General features: G+C 73.7%; 16 protein-coding genes. 8 read left to right on the top strand and 8 right to left on the bottom strand.

The features are described from left to right. The first annotated feature begins 7 nt into the window (after positions 1-7). From ACGFZP_RS14405 to ACGFZP_RS14390, 4 genes are all read left to right on the top strand, one after another. Positions 8-409 (top strand): hypothetical protein, encoded by a 402-nt coding sequence (locus ACGFZP_RS14405; RefSeq protein WP_392932069.1) that lies wholly within the window; start codon positions 8-10, stop codon positions 407-409. Between the two features lie 106 nt (positions 410-515). Then, positions 516-1,613, top strand: coding sequence for a caspase family protein (locus ACGFZP_RS14400; protein WP_392932067.1), 1,098 nt, complete (start codon positions 516-518; stop codon positions 1,611-1,613). Positions 1,614-1,791: 178 nt separating this feature from the next. Next, on the top strand, positions 1,792-2,757 hold the full coding sequence (locus tag ACGFZP_RS14395) for a DUF4331 family protein (RefSeq protein ID WP_392932065.1): 966 nt from the start codon (positions 1,792-1,794) through the stop codon (positions 2,755-2,757). Between the two features lie 120 nt (positions 2,758-2,877). Continuing rightward, positions 2,878-3,093, top strand: a complete 216-nt coding sequence (locus ACGFZP_RS14390; RefSeq protein WP_392932063.1) for a hypothetical protein — start codon at positions 2,878-2,880, stop codon at positions 3,091-3,093. Between the two features lie 18 nt (positions 3,094-3,111). On the opposite strand, the gene ACGFZP_RS14385 is transcribed toward ACGFZP_RS14390, so the two are convergent. Continuing rightward, positions 3,112-6,297: a putative bifunctional diguanylate cyclase/phosphodiesterase gene (locus ACGFZP_RS14385; protein WP_392932061.1), complete on the bottom strand. Its 3,186-nt coding sequence runs from the start codon at positions 6,295-6,297 to the stop codon at positions 3,112-3,114. A 137-nt stretch (positions 6,298-6,434) separates the two neighbouring features. Here ACGFZP_RS14385 and ACGFZP_RS14380 point away from each other — a divergent pair, with 137 nt between their 5' ends. Beyond that, positions 6,435-9,857, top strand: a complete 3,423-nt coding sequence (locus tag ACGFZP_RS14380) for an amino acid adenylation domain-containing protein (protein WP_392932059.1) — start codon at positions 6,435-6,437, stop codon at positions 9,855-9,857. After that, complete coding sequence (locus ACGFZP_RS14375; protein WP_392932057.1) at positions 9,854-10,687, top strand: leucyl/phenylalanyl-tRNA--protein transferase; 834 nt, start codon at positions 9,854-9,856, stop codon at positions 10,685-10,687. The genes ACGFZP_RS14380 and ACGFZP_RS14375 overlap by 4 nt, the downstream gene beginning before the upstream one ends. A gap of 32 nt (positions 10,688-10,719) precedes the next feature. Here the strand turns inward: ACGFZP_RS14375 and ACGFZP_RS14370 are convergent, their stop codons facing one another. Further along, the gene (locus ACGFZP_RS14370) at positions 10,720-11,193 is read right to left on the bottom strand and encodes a PH domain-containing protein (protein ID WP_392932056.1); all 474 of its coding nucleotides are present in this window, start codon (positions 11,191-11,193) and stop codon (positions 10,720-10,722) included. 137 nt (positions 11,194-11,330) lie between these two features. On the opposite strand from ACGFZP_RS14370, the gene ACGFZP_RS14365 reads away from it, so the two are divergent. Beyond that, entirely contained in the window at positions 11,331-12,125 is a 795-nt protein-coding gene (locus tag ACGFZP_RS14365; protein WP_392932055.1) for a serine hydrolase, read from the top strand. Between the two features lie 89 nt (positions 12,126-12,214). Here ACGFZP_RS14365 and ACGFZP_RS14360 read toward each other — a convergent pair whose 3' ends face one another. The 6 genes from ACGFZP_RS14360 to ACGFZP_RS14335 all read right to left on the bottom strand — a co-directional run bounded on the left by ACGFZP_RS14360 (position 12,215) and on the right by ACGFZP_RS14335 (position 18,982). Then, entirely contained in the window at positions 12,215-13,348 is a 1,134-nt protein-coding gene (locus tag ACGFZP_RS14360) for an FAD-dependent monooxygenase (protein WP_392932053.1), read from the bottom strand. A gap of 58 nt (positions 13,349-13,406) precedes the next feature. Then, complete coding sequence (locus ACGFZP_RS14355; RefSeq protein ID WP_392932051.1) at positions 13,407-13,994, bottom strand: ATP/GTP-binding protein; 588 nt, start codon at positions 13,992-13,994, stop codon at positions 13,407-13,409. A 3-nt stretch (positions 13,995-13,997) separates the two neighbouring features. Next, a complete protein-coding gene (locus ACGFZP_RS14350) occupies positions 13,998-14,420 on the bottom strand; it encodes a DUF742 domain-containing protein (protein ID WP_392932049.1) in 423 nt (140 codons plus the stop codon). Positions 14,421-14,427: 7 nt separating this feature from the next. Further along, positions 14,428-14,859, bottom strand: a complete 432-nt coding sequence (locus tag ACGFZP_RS14345) for a roadblock/LC7 domain-containing protein (RefSeq protein ID WP_392932047.1) — start codon at positions 14,857-14,859, stop codon at positions 14,428-14,430. Further along, positions 14,856-17,894, bottom strand: coding sequence for a nitrate- and nitrite sensing domain-containing protein (locus tag ACGFZP_RS14340; RefSeq protein WP_392932258.1), 3,039 nt, complete (start codon positions 17,892-17,894; stop codon positions 14,856-14,858). The genes ACGFZP_RS14345 and ACGFZP_RS14340 overlap by 4 nt, the downstream gene beginning before the upstream one ends. 395 nt (positions 17,895-18,289) lie before the next feature. Beyond that, positions 18,290-18,982, bottom strand: a complete 693-nt coding sequence (locus ACGFZP_RS14335; protein ID WP_392932045.1) for a FadR/GntR family transcriptional regulator — start codon at positions 18,980-18,982, stop codon at positions 18,290-18,292. Between the two features lie 175 nt (positions 18,983-19,157). Here ACGFZP_RS14335 and ACGFZP_RS14330 point away from each other — a divergent pair, with 175 nt between their 5' ends. Then, positions 19,158-20,942 carry a 2-isopropylmalate synthase gene (locus ACGFZP_RS14330; RefSeq protein WP_392932043.1) on the top strand — a complete coding sequence of 595 codons (1,785 nt, stop codon included), beginning with the start codon at positions 19,158-19,160 and terminating at the stop codon, positions 20,940-20,942. Positions 20,943-21,003: the final 61 nt, after the last annotated feature.

The raw sequence follows: 21,003 nt of genomic DNA, 5'->3' as shown, positions 1-21,003 counted from the left end.
GAGTGCGATGAAGGCACGCATCCGGTTGACCGGGGACGGGGCTCCGGCGGAGCTGGTCGAGCTGGCGGCCTGGCTGTCGCGGGAGGACGAACTCCGCGGGCGGACGGCGATCGAGAAGCCCGAGACGCGCCCCGACCAGATGGGCGGGCTCGCCGACATCCTGATCGTGGCCCTCGGGGCCCAGGGCGCCGGCACCGTGCTGGCCGCCTCGGTGGCGGTGTGGATCAGGCACCGCCGCCCGTCCGCGGACATCGAGGTGACCGGACCCGACGGACGGAGCGTCAGGATCTCGGTACGGGACGCCCCGGGTCTGGACGTGGAAGCCGTGCTGCGCCATGCCCTGGAGGAGCACCCGGGCCGTCCGGGTCCGGACGGGGAAGCCGTGCTGCGCCATGCCCTGGAGGAGTGACCGGACAGCGCGGACGGCCTGGAGAGCCCGGACGGCCCGGCCCCGCCGCGTACCCGGGCCCGCGGCGGACCCCGGGCCCGCTGCGGGACCCGGCCGGGAGCGGTGAATGCGCCTGCCGGACCCGCCGCGCTCCAGGGCCCTGCTGCTGGGTTCCAGCACCTACGCCGACCCCGACCTGCCCGAGCTCCCCGCGGTGGTCAACAACATCGAGGACCTGGCGGCGGTGCTCACCAGCCCGTGGGGCACGTCCCTCGCGCGCGAGCACTGCGTGCCGGCGCCGAACCGGCCCGACCTCGCGGGAATCGGCGCCCTGTTGGTGGCCGCGGCCGCGCAGGCGGATGACCTGCTGCTGGTCTACTACGCCGGACACGGCCTGGTCGGACCGGACGGCGAGCTGTACCTGTCGCTGCCCGGCACCTCCAGCGACCCCGAGCTGATCGCCTGGACGGGGCTGCCGTTCAGCCTGCTGCGCCGCACCCTGGCCACCGCCCGGGCGGTGAACCGGGTGCTGATCCTGGACTGCTGCTTCTCCGGGATGGCGATCGACACGATGGCCTCGGCCACCTCGGTGGTCGCCGGCCAGCTGGAGGCCGCCGGGACCTGCACCCTGGCCTCCTCGCCGGCGAACCGGCCCTCCATCGCGCCTTCCGAGGCGCGCCACACGGCCTACACCGGTGAGCTCCTGAACCTCCTGGAGCACGGGTCGACGCAGTCGGCGGAGTACCTCACGCTGCTGGCCATCCACGAGCACCTCGCCAGGGTGCTGCCGAGCAAGGGGCATCCGCGCCCCGAGCAGCGCAACACCAGCACGGTGGGCCGGCTCGCCCTGGTCCGCAACCGGGTGTTCACCGGCCCTCCCGACCCGGACGCGCTGGTCGCGGAGGGCGAGCGGCTCGAGAGGATCGGCGACAGCGCCGGCGCCGAGTACCGGTACCGGGCGGCCGCCGAGGCCGGGCGGCCCGACGCGATGCTCCGGCTGTCGCGGCTGCTCGAACGGCGCGGAGCGCGGACCCAGGCGGGAATCTGGCGCGAGCGGGCCGCCGACGCGGGCGACCTGACCGCCATGAACGAGGCGGGGGTCCGCGCCTGGCACACCGGGAACCTCGCGCAGGCCGAGAAGTGGTTCAGGAAGGCCGCCGCGGCCGGAATGGCCGAGGCGCAGAAGAACCTCGCGACGCTGCTGCGGCAACAGGGCCGGGCCTGAGGGCCCGCAGGGGGGCGGGAGCCGGACCCCACCGCTACCGGAACCAGGCCCCGGGCCGTGCGCCATCCGGCGGACGGCGGCCGTCCGCACGGGTGTCCTGCCATCCCCGTCCGCCTGCCGCTGGTACGAACGTCCGGACAGTCCAGGGGGGAACCCAGAGACGAGGTAGCGCAGCGCCATGTCCCACCACCTCAGCGGCCCGAACCTCCGGTCCCCGCAGGGCGACGCCCGGCTCGACCTCACCGACCTGTTCGCGTTCCCGGCCTCCGACGCCTCCGGGCGCACGGTGCTCATCATGAACGTGAACCCCTACGCCCCCACCGGGGCGGCCGAGTTCCACCCCGAGGCGGTCTACCGCATCAACATCGACAACAACGGCGACAACCGTGCCGACGTCGCCTACTCCTTCGTCTTCTCCGACCCCGAGGCCGGTGCGCAGACCGTCACCGTCCACCGCGCCACCGGCGCCGCCGCGCAGAAGCACGAGGCGGGCGGGGAGGTCCTGTTCGACAACGTCCCGGTCGCGTTCGGCGACGCGCCCGACGTCGTCGAGGCCGACGGCCGCAAGCTCTCCGTCGGCCTGCGCAGCGACCCCTTCTTCGCCGACCTCGAAGGCATCGTCGACAACTTCACCTGGACCGGCAGGGACGCGATGGCCGATGCCAACATCTTCGGCATCGCCCTCGAAGTCCCCGACGACGACCTCGGCCCGGACCCCGTGATCGGCGTCTGGGCGCGCGTCAGCCTCCACCAGGACGGCCGGCTCGTCTCCGTCGACCGGGGTGCCCACCCCTCGCTGACCGCCTACTTCAACGCCGAGGAGGTCAAGGACGCCTACAACGCCGGCGAGCCCGCCGACGACTGGGAGCGGTACCGCGAGCCCTGGACGGCGGTGCTCCAGCACACCGGGGACTACACCACGGACGCCGCCACCGAGGCGCTGAAGATCATCCTCCCGGACATCCTGCGCTACGACCGCTCCCGGCTGGCCGCCTACCCCAACGGCCGGACGCTGTCGGACGACGTGACCTCCGCCCGGCTCGCCATGGTCTCCGGCGGCAAGATCACCAGCGACCACATCCCCCCGCACACCGACCTGCTCCCCACCTTCCCCCACCTCGGCCACCCGCACCCGGCAAGCTAGGTCCTGTGTGGGACCTGTGCGGACCTCGCCAACGAGGGTTCCACAGCGGGCGGTTGGGGTACGGAACAGATCTGCGCCCCAACCGCGGCGCACGCCCGAGCGGATCCACGGGGGGGCACTGTGAAGGCCGCGCTGATCGTCATCGTGATCGCACTCGCGGTCTACGGCCTGATATCGGGCATGACGGGCAAGCGCAGGCGCCGGCGCGGCAGATGGGGCGGCGGCGACAGCGGCGGCTTCGACGGCGGCGGCTGGGGCGACGGCGGCGGAGGCGGCGACGGGGGAGGCGACGGAGGCGGAGGCGGCGACGGGGGAGGCGACGGAGGCGGTGGCTGACCGGCGGCCGGGCGGAGCTCAGCGCTCCGAGTCGCCGTGGGCCCACTGCGCCCTCGGCGTCGGCAGATCGGCGTCCTCCTGGACCAGCGCACCGGCCTGATCGGGCGTCAGGGGGCGGGCGAACAGGTAGCCCTGGCCCAGCGGGCAGCCCATCGCGGCCAGCAGGTCCCGCTGGTCGATGTTCTCGATGCCCTCGGCGATGACCTGGACGCCCAGCGTGTCGGCGATCCGGGTGATGCCCTCGACCAGGGCGTACTGCTGCTGGGACATCCCCAGGCCGTCGATGAAGGACTTGTCGATCTTCAGGATCGAGATCGGGAACTCCCGCAGGTAGCTCAGCGAGGAGTACCCCGTCCCGAAGTCGTCGATGGCGATGCCGACGCCCAGCTCGCCGAGCGTGCGCATGTCCGTGTGCACGCGCTCGTCGCGGCGCATCAGCACCGACTCGGTCAGCTCCAGCACCAGCGAGTCGGGGTCGATCCCGGAGGCCCGCACCGCGCCGCGCACCACGTCCACGAAGCCCGCGTCCCGGAACTGCCGTGCCGAGACGTTCACGTTGACGCGCAGCGGCGGGCGCCCGTCGGCCCGGCGGCGCTCGGAGCTCGACCGCTGCCATTCGGCCGCCTCCTGGGCCGCGCGCTCCAGGACCCAGGCGCCGAGCGGGACGATCTGGCCGCTCTCCTCGGCGAGCGCGATGAACTCGTCGGGCAGGACCATGCCGCGCCGGTCGTGCGGCCAGCGGACCAGGGCCTCGAAGGCGACCAGCCCGCCCGTCGCCAGGTCGACGATCGGCTGGTAGTACAACTTGAAGGCGGATTCGGCGATCGCGGCGTCCAGGTTCTCGTTCAGCTCGTGCCGCTCCACCAGCCCGGCCTGCAGGGCCGGCTGGTAGTGGCACCACTGCCGCTTGCCGGCCGACTTCGCCGAGTACAGGGCCAGGTCGGCGTGGGTGAGCAGCTCCGCCGCGTCCACGCTGTCCTCCGTCGTGGCCACACCGATGCTCGCCGTCACCCGGACCGCGCCCGCGCTCAGCTTGAACGGCTCCGCGAAGGCGCTCAGCACGCTGTCCGCGATGGCGCCGACGTCCGCCGGCTGCACCGCGTCCTCCACCAGCACCGCGAACTCGTCGCCGCCCAGGCGGGCCGCGGTGTCGGAGGTCCGCAGCGCGGTGGAGACCCGCAGCGAGACGGCGACCAGCAGCTCGTCCCCGACCGCGTGGCCCTGGGTGTCGTTGACCACCTTGAAGTCGTCCAGGTCGAGGAAGAGTACGCCGGTGACCGCGCCGCTGCGCTCGCCGCGGGAGAGCGCGTGGCCCACCCGGTCCTGGAACAGGACGCGGTTGGCCAGGCCGGTGAGGGAGTCGTGGAAGGCGCGGTGGGTGAGCTCGCGCTCCATCTGGCGCTGCTCGGTGACGTCGCGCAGGGTGAGCACCAGCCCGCCGACCGTCGGATCGCCGCGCAGGTCGTTGCAGCGGACCTCGGCCTCGATCGGGGTGCGGTCGTGGCGCAGCAGCCGCCAGTGTTCGCGCTGCTGGTCCCGGCCGTCGGCGGAGCCGTCCAGGCTGCGCATCCTGGCCAGCGCACTGCCCACCGCCCGGCTGTCCTCGGGCGGGACCAGGTCCGTGATCAGCGCGCCGTCCAGGTCGGGGTAGCCGAGGACCCGCTCGGCGGAGGAGGAGGCGTAGCGGACGCCGTCGTCGGCGTTGAGGATCAGGATGACGTCGCTGGCGCTCTGCACCAGGGTGCGGAAGTAGGCCTCGCTGTTGCGGCGGGTGATCTCCTGGCTCAGCATGACGCGTTCGACGGCCAGCGCGGCCTGGGCGGCGAGGATCTCCAGCGAGCTCCAGAGGCTGGTGAGCTCCTGCTCGGTGCCGGTGACGATGAGGGCGCCGATCAGCGGGTCGCCGGAGGGGCGTTCGGCCAGGGTGAGCGGGCAGATCAGGGCCGAGGGCATGCCGTCGAGCCGGGTGGCGAGGTCGTTGCCGATCTCCTCGACGGGGAGTAAGCGGGTCTCCCGGTAGGCGGCGAGGGCGAGCGCCTCGTCGGAGTCGTTGGTGACGCCGAGGGCGTGCTGGGTGGCGCCGCGCTCGGCGTGCCGCACGTGCAGGACGCCGGCTTCGGTGACCGCGAGCAGGGCGACGTGGCCGGGCTCGGTGGGCATCAGGGTGGAGGCGGCGGCCTGGACGGCGTCGGCGACCTCCTCGACGCTGACGGCCGCGGTGAGGGAGGCGCCGGCCTCGCGCAGGGCCCGTTCGCGGGCGATGGCCTGCCGTCGGGCGTTGACGACGAGGGCGAGCCGGGCCAGCACGAGCAGGAAGAGCAGGGCGGAGAAGGCCCCGATCACCCCGGCGTTGTTGGTGTTCCCGTTCACCGACTCGATGATCAGGATGGCCGGCGCGATCAGCGAGGCCGCCGTGAGCAGCGCCAGCCGGCCGGCGCTGAGGTCCGGCTGCTGGCTGGGGATGGGTCTGGTCAGCTCGACCATCGAGGGGTGCAGGGCGGCCGCGCCCCAGGCGGTGTAGAAGGCGGCCCAGCCGAGGTCCACGGCGGTGCCGATGTGCCAGTTGCCGTGCAGCTGGATCAGCCCGTACAGGACGTCGGAGACCAGGATGCCGATCGTGCCGAAGGTGAGCAGCTGGAGCGAGCGGCTGCTGCCCCCGCGCGGCACCAGCAGGCGCAGCAGCAGGGCCAGTACGACCACGTCGCCGAGCGGGTAGGCGATCGAGACGGCCCGCTGGAACCAGGTGAGGTCGGGGTTGCGGGCGTACGGGAGGATCAGGTAGATCCAGGCCAGCAGCGCCAGGCCCATGGTGAGGATGAGCGCGTCGAGCAGGCTCGCGCGGTCCTGATGCGCCGTGCGCCAGCGGATGAACCCCAACACGCCTGCCGCGTACAGCAGGTACTCGGCGAGGTAGAAGCCGTCGGCCACCGAGGGGAAGGGGTTGCCCAGGTGCAGGAACTGCATCTGGATGACCTGGACGACCTCGCCCGCCGTGAAGCAGAAGTTGGCGGCCGCCAACAGGTACCAGAACAGCGGGTGTGACGGGCGGTTGAGACGGACGCCGACCACGATGGCCGCAACGCCACCCAGGCCGATGCCGGTCCACCAGATGATCCGCTGGGTCGGGTTGATGTAGTAGATGCAGGTGAACAGCACCATCCACAACAGGTAACAGATCATCAGGCGGTGTCGCCGACGGGTCAACGAGGCTACCTCCTCCGCGACATCACCACGCCGGTCGGGCGGGGACTCCGGGTGAGGGGCGGTTCTTGGCGGGTTCGCCGGGCTCGGGCCCGCGCCGGTCCGGTGGATTCCGGTCCGGTGCTCGGGATGGGCCATGAGTGCGTATAGTCGGAAATGTCGCACCTCCCAGCATTCTGCCGCCACACCACGAGGTCAAGCCGGTGGATGACGCAGCCGACAGCGCACAGGGCGCACGACCGGATGTGAGATCCGGACGTCACGCCGTGCTTCAGAACAACTACGGTCAGTATGCGATCTGGCCGATCGGGCCCACCGTTCCGGGTGGCTGGCGGACCGAGTTCGGGCCAGCCGGGCTCGCCGAGTGCCGGGCCTACGTGGAACGGACCTGGCGGTGGAGCGGGCTCGGACTGGGGCCCGCCGAGGCCGGGTCCGGCGCCGGTTCGATCACCCGGCCCGGGTTCGCCGACACCGTGCACGGGCTGTTCCGGGCCCGGGCCGCCCACGACCCCGAGGCGTCGGCCGTGCTCGCCGAGGACGGCGAGCTCAGCTACCGCGAGCTGGACCGGCGCAGTGACCGCCTGGCGGGCTTACTCCGGGCCCGCGGCGTCGGGCGGGAACAGGTCGTACCGGTCTGCCTGGAGCGCGGGACCGACCTGGTGGTGGCCTGGCTCGCCGTGCTCAAGGCCGGCGGGGCGTTCCTGCCGCTCAACCCGGCACACCCCGAGCGGCGGCTGGCCCAGCTCGTCGAGGACTGCGGGGCCCGCCTGGTGGTGGCCCCGGGCGGACGGCGGTTCGCCGGGGCGGAGGCGGTCGACGCCGCCGCCGACCCGGCCTCCCCTTCGCCTGATCCGGCGCAGGAGCCGGACCCAGCGCAGGAGCCGGACCCGGACCCGGCCGCGCCCGACGACCTCGCCTACCTGATCTACACCTCGGGCACCACCGGCACACCCAAAGGCGTACCGGTCACCCACCGCTCCCTGGTCTTCACCCTGGACCGGGTGATCAACGCCTACGGGCTCACCCCGCACGACCGCGTCCTGCAACTCGCCGCCCTGGGCTTCGACACCTCGCTGGAACAGGTCTTCGCCACCCTGGTCAGCGGCGCCGCCCTCGTCCTCGGCGGCACCCGGACCTGGGCTCCGACCGAACTGGTCCGCCGGATGCCCGAGCTCGGGCTGACCGTCGCCGACCTCACGCCCGCGTACTGGCACCACGTGCTCGCGCTGCTCCCCGAGGGCGGCCCCGCCCCCGAAGGGCTGCGCCTGGTCGTCGTCGGCGGGGACACCGTGCACGCCGACGACTGCCGCACCTGCCTGGACCGGCTGCCCGGGGTGCGGCTGGTCAACGCCTACGGGGTCACCGAGGCCGCCGTCACCTCCACGCTCTGCGAGCTCACACCCGCCGTCCTGGGCGGCGCGGCCGCCGGCCCGGCCGCCCCGGTGCCGATCGGCAAACCCCTGCCGGGCGTACGGGTGCACGTCCTGGACCGCCGGCTCAGGCCGGTCCGCCCGGAGGAGAAGGGCGAGATCTACCTCGGCGGCCCGGGCCTGGCCCGCGGCTACTGGCGCCGGCCCGGGCTCACCGCGGAAACCTTCCTGCCCGACCCCTACGCGCCCGCACCCGGCGAACGGATGTACCGCACCGGGGACGCCGGCCGCTGGCGGCCCGACGGCAACCTGGAGATCCTCGGGCGCTTCGACGACCAGGTGAAGGTCCGCGGCTACCGGGTCGACCCCGGCGAGATCGAGTCCGTACTCGCCGCCCACCCCGACGTCCGGCTCGCCCGGGTCGCCGCCGACGGCAGCGGCGACGGCGCACACGTCCTCACCGCCTACTACACACTCGTCGACCGGGCCGCCTCCGGCGCCCGCGCCCGGCGCTCGAAGATCCGCGACTACCTGGCGGAACGGCTGCCGGACTTCATGGTCCCGGCCGAGTTCGTCCTGCTCGACACCATGCCGCTGACCGCCGCCGGGAAGATCGACCGCCGACGGCTGCCGCGCACCGAACCCCTGGTCGAGCGGCGCGACGGCACCGGGCGCCAGGAGGGCCGGGCCGGCCCCGTCGGCAACGGCAACGCCGTCGAGGGCGGCGTCGCACACCTCTGGTCCGAACTGCTCGGCATCGAGGACGTCGGCCCCGGCGACGACTTCTTCGCCCTCGGCGGCAACTCGCTGCTCGCCATGGAGATGATCGCCCGGGCCCGGATCATGTTCGGCGTCGACGTCACCTGGATCCGCTTCCTCACCCGCTCCCTGCTGCGCGACTCCACCCTGCGCGCCTTCGCCGCCGCCACCCACGCCGCACGCTCCGGCGGCCGCAGCGGCCTCGGCGAGGCCACCGTCGACTGGGCCGCCGAAGCCGAACCCGGCACCCCCCTGCAGCAGTCCTGGCGACCGCCGCCCTCACGGGCCGAACCGGACGAGATCCTGCTCACCGGCGCCACCGGCTTCTGCGGCGCCCACCTGCTGAACACCCTGCTGCGCACCACCCGGGCACGCATCCACTGCCTGGTCCGCTCGCCCGACGAGGAACACGCCATGGAGCGGATCCGCGCCGCCCAACAGCGGTTCCTGCGCCACGACCTGTCGGACGCCCGGGTCGTCCCGCTGGTGGGAGACCTCACCGAGCCGCTGCTCGGGCTGACCAAGCAGCGCTTCGAGGCCCTGGCCGGCCGCCTGGACGCCATCCACCACCTCGGCGGGCAGGTCAACTTCATCTACCCGTACCACCAGTTGAGGGCCGCGAACGTCGGCGGGACCCGCGAGATCGTCCGGCTCGCCGGGCACTCCCGCGGCATCCCCGTGCACTACCTCTCCACCCTCGCGGTGCTCGCCGGGTTCGGCCCGGCCGGCGTCACCGAGGTGACGGAGCGGACCCCGCTGGCCTACCCCGAGAAACTGTCCGTCGGGTACGTGGAGAGCAAGTGGGTGGCGGAGGAACTGCTGCGCAACGCGTCCGCCGCCGGACTGCCGGTCACCGTGCTGCGCACCAACGACGTGACCGGAGACCTCTCGACCGGGGTGATGAACACCGGGACGGAGATGTGCGCGCTGATCAAGTACATCGCGGAGAGCGGCACCTGCCCCGACGTGCGGCTGCTGCTGGACTTCGTCCCGGCGGACCGGTTCAGCCAGGCCATCGCCCATATCGCCGCCCACGCACCGGCGATGGGCGAGGTGTACCACGTGACCTCGCCGCGGCCGGCGATGCTGGCCGACCTGGCGGAGCGGCTGCGGGCGCGCGGCTACGCGGTGGACGAACTCCCTTACGGGGAATGGGTGCAGGGGCTGGTGCGGTTCGCCGCCGGGCACCCGACGCACCCGATGACCCCGTTCGTGCCGCTGTTCGTGGACCGCTGCCCGGGGACGGAGCTGTCGATCAGCGAGATGTACTTCCGGCCGACGTTCCCGCTCTTCGACCGCTCCAACACCGAACGGGCGCTGGTCGGAAGCGGGATAGAACTCCCGGCGGTGGACTGCGAGTTGCTGGACCTCTACCTCGGGCAGCTGGAGACCGAGGGGTTCCTCGCCGCGTCCACCGGGGCGGTGCGGCGGTGAGCGGGAGCCGGGCGGACGACCAGGTCGCGGCCCCTGCCGGGGCCGTCGGCCGTACTGGAGCCTTCGGCCCTGCCGGGGTCTTCGGCGCGGTCGACGTCGCCCGGGCACCCGCCGACGCCCCGGCGGCCTTCGGGGCCGACCTCGGGCCGGACGCCCTGCTGGCCGCGTACCGGTGCGGCCTCTTCCCGATGCCGGCCGCCGACGACTACGCCAGCGCCTTCAACGAGGCCCGGTTCGAGGAGGCGGTCGCGGCGGGGGAGGTGGCCCTGCTGCCCGGGTCCGGCGACGACCCGTACGCGCTGGCCTGGTGGTCCCCCGACCCGCGCCCGGTGATCGACCCGGGCGGCGTCCGCCTCGGCCGCCACCTCGCCCGCCGGCTGCGCAACCGCCTGGAATGGTGGACCAGCGCGGACCGGGCGTTCGGCGAGGTGCTGACCGCCTGCGCCGCCGGGCGCCAACCGCCCTGGCTCACCGAGGGGTTGCGCTCGTCGCTGGGCCTGCTGCACGAGCGCGGCGCGGCCCACAGCGTCGAGGTCTGGGAGGGCGGGGAACTGGTCGGCGGTGTCTTCGGCGTCGCCGTGGGGCCGGTACTGAGCCTCGACTCCATGTTCCACCGCCGCCCGGACGCCGCCCGGGTGGCCGTCGCCGACCTCGCCGCCAGGTTCCGGGCCGCGGGCGGCCTGCTCCTCGACGCCCAGTGGGACGGCCCGCACATCCGCAGCCTCGGTGCCGCCCCGATCCCGCGCTCCCGCTACCTCGCGGAACTCGCCACCCCGGCGGAGGTCGGCCAACTCCCGCTCGGAGCACTGCCGGTGGCCCGACTGGGCTGAGCGCGGGCCGCTCCTGTCCGCCCGGCCGCTGTTCAGCCGGCGGCGCCGCGGTGCTCCTCCAGCAGGGCGAGCAGCCGGGCCACCTCGCGGTCCACCACGACGTGCTTGTCGTCGACGTAGGGGAGTTGGACCTTGCGGCCGTCGTGGCGGTGGGCGTAGGTGAAGAACTCCGGTGCGCCCCTGCCCATGTGGGCGTTCGGGTTGGGCTCCTTGCGGAACTCCCTGATCTCGGACCAGGCGAGGTGCCGGCGGCGGACCATCCCGCGGACCTTGACGCCCTCGGCGGTGACCACCGTGGCGGCCCGGGCCGCGGCGACGACCACGAGGAGGCAGAGCCCCAGGATCAGCAGGGAGCCGAACCCCTTGGTGGAGGGCGCGAACTCCTTGTCCGACCACAGCGGCAGCAGCGCACCGAAGGACAACAGCAGGATGGTGAACGCCAGTCCCCCGATCCGCGCGGTCGCCACCCGGTACTCGTGCGGAAGTCTCAAGCTCTCGGCGCTCATGCGTCCCACCCCTGGTGAAGGTCGTCCCCTGTGACCGATCGGTGTCGCAGTGTAGGGGCGGGCGGCCGCCCGCCGACAGGGAGCGCGGAGGGCGGCCGGAGGTTTGTCCGGAACCGGCCGCGGGAACCGTGCCCGGCATGTTGTCGGTGGTGGTGGCACCCTGGGGCCCGTCTTCACACCCCCGCCTGCGGGGCGGCGAGCCGGTGTTCGTACGAGGCCCGGACGCGTTGCACGACGCGGCGAGCACGATGAAGGTGGCCGTGCTGGCGGCCCTGTACCGCAGCGGGACGGACCTCGACGCCGAGGTGCCGGTGGTGAACCGGTTCGTGTCGGCGGTCGGCGGGGAGTACGGCAACGACCGTGCGTGGGACAGCGATCCGCAGCCGTGGGCGCTGCTCGGCGGGGTGGCGCCGCTGCGCGTGCTCGCCGAGCGGATGATCACGCACTCGTCGAACCTGGCCACCAACCTCTGCCTGGCGCAGGTGGGGCACGGCGCGGTGGCCGAGGTGTGGCGCCGGGCGGGGGCGACGCACAGTGCCACCCCGCGGGGGATCGAGGACTACCCGGCACGGGACCGGGGCGTGCACAACCGGGTGAGCGCGCTGGACCTCGTCCGGCTGCTGCGGTCGCTGGCGGGGGAGCCGGAGCTGCTGGCGCTGCTGGAGCGCAACGTCTTCCGGGTCGACCTGGCGGCCGGGCTGCCGCCGGGCACGCGGATCGCCTTCAAGAACGGGTGGATCCCGGGTGCGCGGCACAGCGTGGGCCTGGTGTACCCGGGAGACTGCCCGCCGTACCTGATCGCGGTCTGCTACACCGGCCCGCTGGCCTCCGGCGAGGACGAGGCGGACCCGGCGGCCCGGCTGCTGGCCCGGATCTCGGCGGCGGTCTGGGCGCGGCGGGCGGAGCTGCACGGACCCGGGCCGGGTGGGTGACGGGTGACGGGTGACGGGTGACAGATGACGGAAATCGATATCCGTCATTCGTCACCCGTCAGCTGTCATCCACTACCCGCCGGCGGCCGTCAGTACGGCTTCACCAGCACGTGCGCGGCCCCGGGGATCCCCACCTTCAGCAGCTCGTCCTCCTCCGGGGTGGTCGGCGTGCCGGTCTCCTGCTTGAGCACGGCGCGGGACAGCGCCTGCACCCACATCGCGCGCGGGCGGCGGCGCTCCTCCCAGGCGGTGAGGGCGGCGGCGACGTCTTCGGCGGCGTCCAGGCTCTGGGCGAGCACGAGCGCGTCCTCGACGGCCATCGCCGCGCCCTGGGCGAGGTGCGGGGTACTCGCGTGCGCGGCGTCACCGGCCAGGACCACCCGGCCGACGTGCCACGGCTCCTCCACCGTGACCTGCGAGATCCGCGAGTAGACCACCGCGGCCGGGTCGGTGACCTGCGCCAGCGCCTCGGCGATCGGGCCGCCGAAGCCGGCCAGCCGCTCGGCGAGCTGCTCGTGGGCCCGCTCCGGATCCGGCCGGAAGTCCTCGGGCTCGGCGAACACCGAGCCGAGGTACATCAGGTCGTCGGTGATCGGGGTCAGCAGCGCCTTGGCCTGGAGGTTGCCGGCGGACATCACCACGCCCTGCACCTCGGGCAGCCGCGGCAGGGTCACCCGCCAGTTGGCGAAGCCGGTGTACTCGGGCGTGTAGGCGTCCCCGTACAGCCGGCCGCGCAGCGGCGATCCGATGCCGTCGAAGCCGACCACCAGGTCGTAGCGGCCGTGCCGGCCGTCGGACAGCGTGACGTCCACGCCCTCGCCGTCGTCGGCGAGTTCGGCGATCGTCGTGCCGAAGCGGACGGTCGCACCGGCGGCGGTGGCGGCCGCGCTCAGCACCTTGGCCAGGGCCGGACGGGGTATGCCGTTGTTGGAGGGGGCGTCACCCATCCGGGGCTGCGGGATCTTGGCGAGGGTGGCGCCGGCCGGGTCGCAGATGGTCAGCACCTCCCACTCGAAGCCGGCCGCCAGGCAGGCGTCCAGCACGCCGATCTCGCGCATCACGTGCAGCGCGTTGGACGGCTGGATGATGCCGACGCCGAGGGCCTCCAACTCGTCGCGCAGTTCGGCGACATCGACCTGGTGGCCGCTCCGGGCCAGGGCGGTGGCCAGGGTGAGGCCGCCGATGCCGCCGCCGTGGATCAGGACGCGCAGGGGTGGGGTCATGACGTGGTTCTCCAAAAGGCGAGAGGCAGGAGGCGGGGGGAGAGGGAAGCGGAGTGCGTCAGACGGTGGCGGTCCGCACGTCGGACAGGTCCATCAGGTGGTCGACCAGGGCCAGCAGGAGGTCCCGGCCGAAATTGCGCTCGCGCACGTCGCCGAGCAGCATCGGGACCTGCGGGTCGAGGTCCAGCGCCGCCCGGATCTCCTCCGGGGTACGGGTGTTGTGCCCGTGGAAGCAGTTGATCGCGACCACGAACGGGATGCCCCGGCTCTCGAAGAAGTCGATCGACGCGAAGCTGGTGTCCAGCCGGCGGGTGTCGGCGATGACGATCCCGCCGAGCGCGCCGTTCACCAGGTCGTTCCACATGAACCAGAAGCGCTCCTGCCCGGGCGTGCCGAACAGGTAGACCACGAGCTCCGGGCTGACCGTGATCCGGCCGAAGTCCAGGGCGACGGTGGTGGTGTCCTTGCTGTCCACCCCGGAGAGGTCGTCCACGCCGACGCTGGCGCGGGTCAGGTACTCCTCGGTGCGCAGCGGGGCGACCTCGCTGACCGAGGCGACCAGGGTGGTCTTGCCGACGCCGAAGCCGCCGGCGATCAGGATCTTGACGGCGGCGGGGGCACTGGGGGGAGGGGGAGTCGGTGCCATGGTTCAGAGTCTCCGGAGTCCTTCGCGTACGGCCGTCAGCAGGCCGAGGTCCACGCCCCCGCTGGCCCGGGCCACCGAGAGCGGGGCCCGGGCCAGCAGCAGGCCCTGGGAGATCAGGTCACCCAAGAGGATCTTGGTGACCGAGACCGGCAGGTCGAGGCCGGCCGCCACCTCGGCGACGGCGGCCGGGCGCAGGCAGTGTTCCAGGATCATCCGGTGCTCGGGCTGCAGCGCACGCGGCCCGGACCGGGTGCCCCGGGCCAGGGCGGCGCGGGCCTCGTCCTCGACGGTGGTCAGCAGGGTGATCAGCGTGAGGTCGTCGCGCTCGGGCGCGGTGCGGCCCCGGGTGATGGTGTAGGGGCGCACCATGGACCCGGAGCCGTCGTCCCCGTCCTCGTCGGGCAGCTCGCTCCAGTGGGGGATCAACGGAGCATCACCCGCGGTTGCGGGCGGCGAAGGCGTCGAACTCGCTGCGCGCCGGGGTGGTCAGCTTCTGGCCGACCTGCTGGACCAGGGTGTGCATCGCCACGGACATCACCTCGGCGTCCACCTCCTGCGAGGCGACCACGGCCAGGTGGGTGCCCTGGGCGGCGGCGATGATGAACAGCCAGACCTCGGCGAGCTCCACGATCACCTGGTGCACCGGGCCGCCGTCGAACAGCTGGCCGACGCCCCGGGCGAGGCTCTGCTGGCCGGTGGCGACGGCCGCCAGGCGTTCGGCGTCGGCCCGGTCGATGCTCCGGGAGTGGCTGACGACCAGGCCGTCGTCGGAGAGCAGCACGGCGTTTCTGGTCCCGGCCACCGAGTCGACGAGTCCGTCCAGCAGCCAGTCCAGGTCCTGGTGGGTGGCGATCGTACGGTTCATGACTGGTCATCCGTCCTAGTGGTTCGGGGGGCCGCGCCGGGAAGGGCCCAGGGGGAGGGGGCCGACGCGGGGGTCGGGGGGCCGCCGGGCGCGGTGGGGCGCGACCGGTGCTCACCGGGGTCGTGGCCGCCGTCCGGGCCGCCGCCCTGGCTGCGGGCGGCACGGGACTGGCGCTGGAAGGCGCCGATCGCCGCGCCGGAGCGGCGGACCGGGCGTTGGAACGGGCTCACCGGGGTGCCCGGAAGGTGCGGCGCGGCGGGCGTTCCGGTGGCCGCGGCGGGCTCGTCCGGGCGCGGCGGCGGGATGCGCAGCTCCGCGGCCAGGCTGGCCTGGCGGACCCGCTGCGGGAGCGGCTGCTGCCCGCCCTCCGGCGTGCTGACCGGCACGGTGGAGGTGTACTCGCGCCGCTCCCGGCGCTCGGCCAGCCGGTAGTTGTCGGCCGGGCGGTACTGCTCGTCCGCGTAGGGGGACGCGGCCGGGGTGACCTTGGCGTAGGCGATGTCCGGGTAGGCGGGGGCGTCGGTCCCGGTGCCCTGGGGGGCGGCCTCGTGCGGTGCGGTGCCGTACGGCGAGCCCTCGTACGAGGTGTCGGCGAAGGGCACGGGCTGGTGTCCGGCCCCTTCGTGCGGGGCGTCCTCGTGCAAGTCGCTCTCGTGCGGGTCGCCCTCGTAGCGGGCGCCCTCGTACGAGCCGCCCGGGTACGGCGTCCCGGGCCCGGGGTACGGGGTGCGGCCGACGGGGGCGCCGCCGAAGAACCCGCCGCCGCCGTGGGCCGTGCCCGGGTACGGCGTACCGTCCGTGGGCGAGCTGTGCTCGACGGCCTGCTCCGCCTCCAGCGGCTGGATGTACTCGACGTGCGCGAACGCCTCGACAGGAGAAGCGGGCGATCCGAGCGCGCCGGGAGAACCGAGCGCGCCAGGCACGAGGCGGTCGCCGGCCAGGCCTGCCGCTCCCGGCCCGTCGAAGGGGAACGCGTCCACGGGGGCGACCGGCGGGGCGGGCGCCGCGACCGGCTCGCCCATCTCGCCCATCCCGCCCATCGCGCCCGCCGCCTCGCCGACGGGCGCGGCCGAGGCCAGCAGCGCCGCCAGCGCCGTCTTGCGGGGCCTGCGGGCCAGCGGGATCGGCTCGACCGCCGGGGCGTCGGGCAGCCCGGCGTCCCCGTCGATCACCAGCTCGTCCGGGACGAGTACGACGACCCTCGTCCCCCCGAAGGCCGACGGCCGGAACTCGACGCCCAGCCCGGAGGCGGCCGCCAGCCGGGCGACCACGTAGAAGCCGAGGCGGACGTCGTCCGCCCGGGCCAGCACGTCCATCCGGGGCGGGCTGCTCATCAGGGCGTTGGCCGCGTCGTACTGGGCCGGGTCCATGCCGAGCCCGCGGTCCTCGATCTCCACGGCGAGCCCGCGGCCGACCATGGCGGCCCGGACCTCGACCGGCGTCGGCGGCTTGGAGAAGGTCGCCGCGTTCTCCATCAGCTCGGCGATGACGTGCGCGACCGGGCCGACCGCCCGCTCGGAGAGCCACGGGTGGCCCTCGACGTCCAGCATGATCCGCCGGTAGTCCTGCACCTCGCCCTGCGCGGCACGCAGCACGTCCAGCAGCGGGACGGGCTTGCGCCAGCGCCGCTGCGGCTGGCCGCCGGCCAGGATGACCAGGTTCTCCTCGTAGCGCCGCAGCCGGGCGGTGAGGTGGTCGAGGTCGAACAGGCCCTCCAGGACCTCCGGGTCCTCGTGCTTGCGCTCCAGCTCGTCCAGCTTGCGCAGCTGCTGACCGATCAGCAGCTGGGTGCGGCGGGCGATGCGCTGGAGCAGCCGCTCGAAGCCGCGGTGCTGTTCGGCCTGCCGGACGGCGGTCTCCAGTGCGGAGGTCCGGGCCAGGTTGAGCGCCTGGCCGAGGCGGGCCAGCTCGTCGGTGCCGTTGCCGTGCGGTCCGGCGGTGATGGCCCTGGTCTCGGCCTCGACGTCGACGTTCTCGCCGTGGCCGAGGCGCTCGACCACCTCGGGCAGGGTGCGCTCCAGCTCCTCGGCCTGGGTGTGCAGCTCGTTGATGCGCCGGCGCAGCGAGCGGGTCAGGCGCCAGGTGGTGAGGACCACCGCGATGACGGCGATCAGGCCGATGGCGCTGGTCAGCACGACCTTGAGGAGCAGCGAGAGGAACGAGCCCTTGCCGACCTCGACGATGCCGTCGGTGCGGGTCTCCAGGACCTTCACCAGCTGCGGGTTGAGCTGGTCGAGGGCCTGTCGCCACTGGTCCTGGGCGGGCGGGAGCTTGACGGTGCCGCCGGTGTCGGGTGTCATCGGCCGGGTCAGCGCCTGCTCGACGGAGGCCTTGGCCTGCCAGGCGGGGCTGGCCATCAACTCCTGCCAGGCGGGCGCCTCGGCGCCGGGCAGGTACGGCGCGACCTGCACGGTGAACAGGTGGTCCTGCGCCCCGATGGCCTGCTGGACCTGCTGGAGGTCGGCCGTGCCGAGCCGCCCGGAGGGCCAGCCGCGGGCCAGGATGGCGTCCTCGCGGGCCAGCATCTCCTTCGCCCAGAAGCCGTTCACCAGGGTCTTGGAGATCCAGGTGACCTCGCCGTTGTCGACGTGGCTGAGCGCGGTGAACAGCCGCAGGTCGACGGCGATCAGATCGGTGTAGTACGTGAAGACGGTCTGCTGGTCGACGGCGCCGCGGTCGATCGCGGCGCGCTGTTCGGCGAGCCTGCCCATCGCCTGCCGTGCCTCGGCGACGGCGGTGCGCACCTCGGAGGGCGCGTTGTCGGCGGTCGCACCGGAGAGCGCCTGGAAGGCGCGGACGGCATCGTCGGTCAGCTGCCGCTGGCGGCGCAGCGCCTCGGTGACGCTGCCGGGCCGGGCGAGCGACTCGGCGCTGAGCCGGCGCTCCTCCTGGAGGTTGTAGTAGACGATGTTGGACGGCTGTCCGGCCTTCTGGGCCAGCAGGCCCTGGCCCGCCTGGCGTTGGAAGTCGATGAAGGTCTGGCCCGTGGTGACCGCCCAGAGGACGGCGAGGGCGAGGCTGGGGACGACGGCCAGGACGAGCAGCGCCGTCCGCAGTGACAGGCGTGGACGCCTGCGGGGGGCCTTCGGCGTCGGGGGCCGCCGATTCGCACGCGCGCGCAGAGCTGACTCCTTGGGGCTGCGGGTCGGCCTGGTCGGGTCGACCCGTCCGGTGGCACGGGCTTTGACGAGGCGATACTAGTCATACGGTGTTATGGGAGTGAAAATCCGTTCGCTGCCTGGACGGCGTACACACACCGCCTGAACACAACGTCACACGCCGGTTGATGGTTGGTGATCGAAGCGTCCCCGCGGTTTGCGTCGCCGCTTGGTGACCCGGAGTCAGTGCAGGTGGGGGCGGGTGCACGGGGGTACGGACGAGTGTGCTCAGACGGTGAACGAGTACCGCTCGGGACGGTCGGGCTGCCCGATCAGGCCGTCAGCAGACGGGCCAGTGTCCCTGTCAACTCTGCCCCGAGAATTTCCCCCGCGCCCTCGACATCGCCACGGCGGACCGCCTCGACCAGGTCCGCGTGGGCCTCGTACCCGTGGTCCGGATCCCCCGCCCGCAGCCCCAGCAGCCCCACCAGTTCGACCAGGCGCTCCCGCAGCACCGGGACGAACTCCGCGAAGAGGTCGGACAGCACGGGGTTGTGCGCGGCGTCGACCACGGCGGCGTGCAGCGCGATGTCCGCCTCCACGAAGACGGTGTCCCCGGCCGCGCCCGCCTCCCGACGGGCGGTCAGCGCCCGGTCGAGCGCCACGAGGTCCGCCTCGCCGCGCCGGGCCGCCGCCAGCCGGGCCGCCTGCACCTCGACGATCGTCCGGACCTCGTAGACGTGCGCCAGCTCGGCCCTGCGCAGCCGCGCCGACCAGTCCTCGCTGGGCCGGTCCGCCGTCACGTACACCCCGGCGCCCTGCCGGCTCTGCACCATCCCGGCCCCCGCCAGCGCGCGCAGGGCCTCCCGGATGGTCGACCGGCCGACGCCCAGCTCCTTCGCCAGCGCCACCTCGCCCGGCAGCTTGCCGCCGACCGGCCACTGGCCGGCCGTGATCTGCTCCTCGATCCGCCGGGTCGCCTGGTCGACGAGGGGGGACGGCCGGAGGGGGCCGAGTGGAGGCATCGCGCTCACCTGCCAGGTTGTCTGAGGAGTTGGCTCGTGGTTACTGTACCCGGCATGAAGCCGTGGAGCCTCCTTCTTGGTCGCCGCAGCGGGGCCTGACCGAACCGGCACCCCGCTGCGGGGCGCCGTGCTGCCGGTTCGTCCTGCGCCGAACCGTACGAAGGACCTGGCCACCATGCAGTCGCCCAACCGCTCCGCCGCACGCTTCCCCACCCTGCGCACCCCCGCCGGCGCCGTCCCGGCCGCCGCCCCCGCCTGGAACCCCCAGCGCGGCAGCGCCATGCCCCACCACCGCTACCGGCCCGCCCACGAGCGCGTCCCGCTGCCGCCCTTCCCCGGCGACCGGCCGCGGGAGTGGCCCGGCCGCCGGATCGAGCAGGCCCCGCTGTGGGTCCCCGTCGACCTGCGCGACGGCAACCAGGCGCTCGCCGAGCCGATGGACCCGGCACGCAAGCGGCGGATGTTCGACCTCTTCCTGGCCATGGGCTACAAGGAGATCGAGGTCGGCTACCCCTCCGCCAGCCGGACCGACTTCGACTTCGTCCGCCAGCTGGCCACCGAGCCGGGCGCCGTCCCCGAGGACGTCGCCGTCGTCGTCTTCACCGCCGCCCGCGAGGACCTGATCGACCGGACCTTCCAGTCCGTCGAGGGCCTGCCGAACGTCGTGATCCACCTCTACACCGCCACCGCCCCGGCCTGGCGGGACGTCGTCCTCGGCCGCGGCCGCGAGGAGGTGCGCACCCTGATCACCGCGGCGGCCGAGCACATGGCCCGGCGCGCCGACGGCCGCCCGGGCGTGCGGTTCGAGTTCTCACCCGAGGTGTTCAACCTGACCGAGCCGGACTACGTGCTGGAGGTCTGCAACGGGATCACCGCGCTCTGGGACGCCGACCCCGACCGGCCGGTGATCCACAACCTGCCGGCCACCGTCGAGGTCGCCACGCCCAACGTCTACGCCGACCAGATCGAGTACATGCACCGGCACCTGGACCGGCGCGGGTCGGTGATCCTCTCCGTCCACCCGCACAACGACCGCGGCACGGGCGTGGCCTGCGCCGAGCTCGCCGTCCTGGCGGGCGCCCAGCGGGTCGAGGGCTGCCTGTTCGGCAACGGCGAGCGGACCGGGAACGTCGACCTGGTGACCCTCGCCCTCAACCTGCACACCCAGGGCGTCGACCCGATGATCGACTTCTCCGACATCGACGAGATCCGGCGGACGGTCGAGCACTGCAACCGCCTGGCCGTCCACGAGCGCCACCCCTATGTCGGGGACCTCGTGCACACCGCCTTCTCGGGCACCCACCAGGACGCCATCAAGAAGGGGTTCGCCCGCCACGCCAAGGTGGCGGCCGACCTCGGCGTCCCGGCCTCCGAGGCGCCGTGGGCCGTCCCCTACCTGCCGATCGACCCGGCCGACCTCGGGCGGGACTACGAGGCGGTGATCCGGGTCAACAGCCAGTCCGGCAAGGGCGGCATCGCCTACCTGCTGCAGACCGGACACGGGCTGGAGCTGCCCCGGCGGCTGCAGATCGAGTTCTCCCGGGTGGTGCAGGACGCGACCGACGACAGCGGGCGCGAGGTCGGTGCGGACGAGCTGTACGCGCTGTTCCGGGCCGCCTACCTGGACCAGGCGGTACCCGCCGCCTGGCGGACCGGGGAGGACGACGGCCACTGGGCGGAGGTCGAGCTCGGCGGCGTGACCCACCGGGGCACGGGCAACGGCCCGCTGGACGCGGTGACGGCGGCGCTGGCCGCCGGGGGCACGGCGGTCGACATCCTGCAGTTCAGCGAGCACGCCGTCCGCACCGGCCGCGACAGCGACGCCGTCGCGTACGTCGAGGCGCGGGTCGGCGGCGAGGTGGTCTGGGGCGTCGGGCGGGACTCCTCGGTCCTGGCGGCGGGCGTCCGGGCGGTGCTGAGCGCCGTCGGGCGGGCGCAGTCCGGACCGGCTCCGCGGTAGCACCCGGCCGGGCCCCGGTCGGTGCCGCAGGCCGGCACCGGCAGCTGTCGGCCGCTGTCGG

This window comes from Kitasatospora sp. NPDC048239, assembly GCF_043202015.1.
Taxonomy (GTDB): Bacteria; Actinomycetota; Actinomycetes; order Streptomycetales; family Streptomycetaceae; genus Kitasatospora.
The sequence above is the reverse complement of the archived record's forward strand: the minus strand, read 5'-3'. Positions and strand labels throughout refer to the sequence as shown.

Coding starts and splice junctions, on each gene's coding strand:
- ACGFZP_RS14405 (WP_392932069.1), top strand. CDS start 8: ATGAAGGCACGCATCCGGTTGACCGGGGACGGGGCTCCGGCGGAGCTG.
- ACGFZP_RS14400 (WP_392932067.1), top strand. CDS start 516: ATGCGCCTGCCGGACCCGCCGCGCTCCAGGGCCCTGCTGCTGGGTTCC.
- ACGFZP_RS14395 (WP_392932065.1), top strand. CDS start 1,792: ATGTCCCACCACCTCAGCGGCCCGAACCTCCGGTCCCCGCAGGGCGAC.
- ACGFZP_RS14370 (WP_392932056.1), bottom strand. CDS start 11,193: ATGAGCGCCGAGAGCTTGAGACTTCCGCACGAGTACCGGGTGGCGACC.
- ACGFZP_RS14365 (WP_392932055.1), top strand. CDS start 11,331: ATGTTGTCGGTGGTGGTGGCACCCTGGGGCCCGTCTTCACACCCCCGC.
- ACGFZP_RS14360 (WP_392932053.1), bottom strand. CDS start 13,348: ATGACCCCACCCCTGCGCGTCCTGATCCACGGCGGCGGCATCGGCGGC.
- ACGFZP_RS14355 (WP_392932051.1), bottom strand. CDS start 13,994: ATGGCACCGACTCCCCCTCCCCCCAGTGCCCCCGCCGCCGTCAAGATC.
- ACGFZP_RS14345 (WP_392932047.1), bottom strand. CDS start 14,859: ATGAACCGTACGATCGCCACCCACCAGGACCTGGACTGGCTGCTGGAC.
- ACGFZP_RS14335 (WP_392932045.1), bottom strand. CDS start 18,982: ATGCCTCCACTCGGCCCCCTCCGGCCGTCCCCCCTCGTCGACCAGGCG.
- ACGFZP_RS14330 (WP_392932043.1), top strand. CDS start 19,158: ATGCAGTCGCCCAACCGCTCCGCCGCACGCTTCCCCACCCTGCGCACC.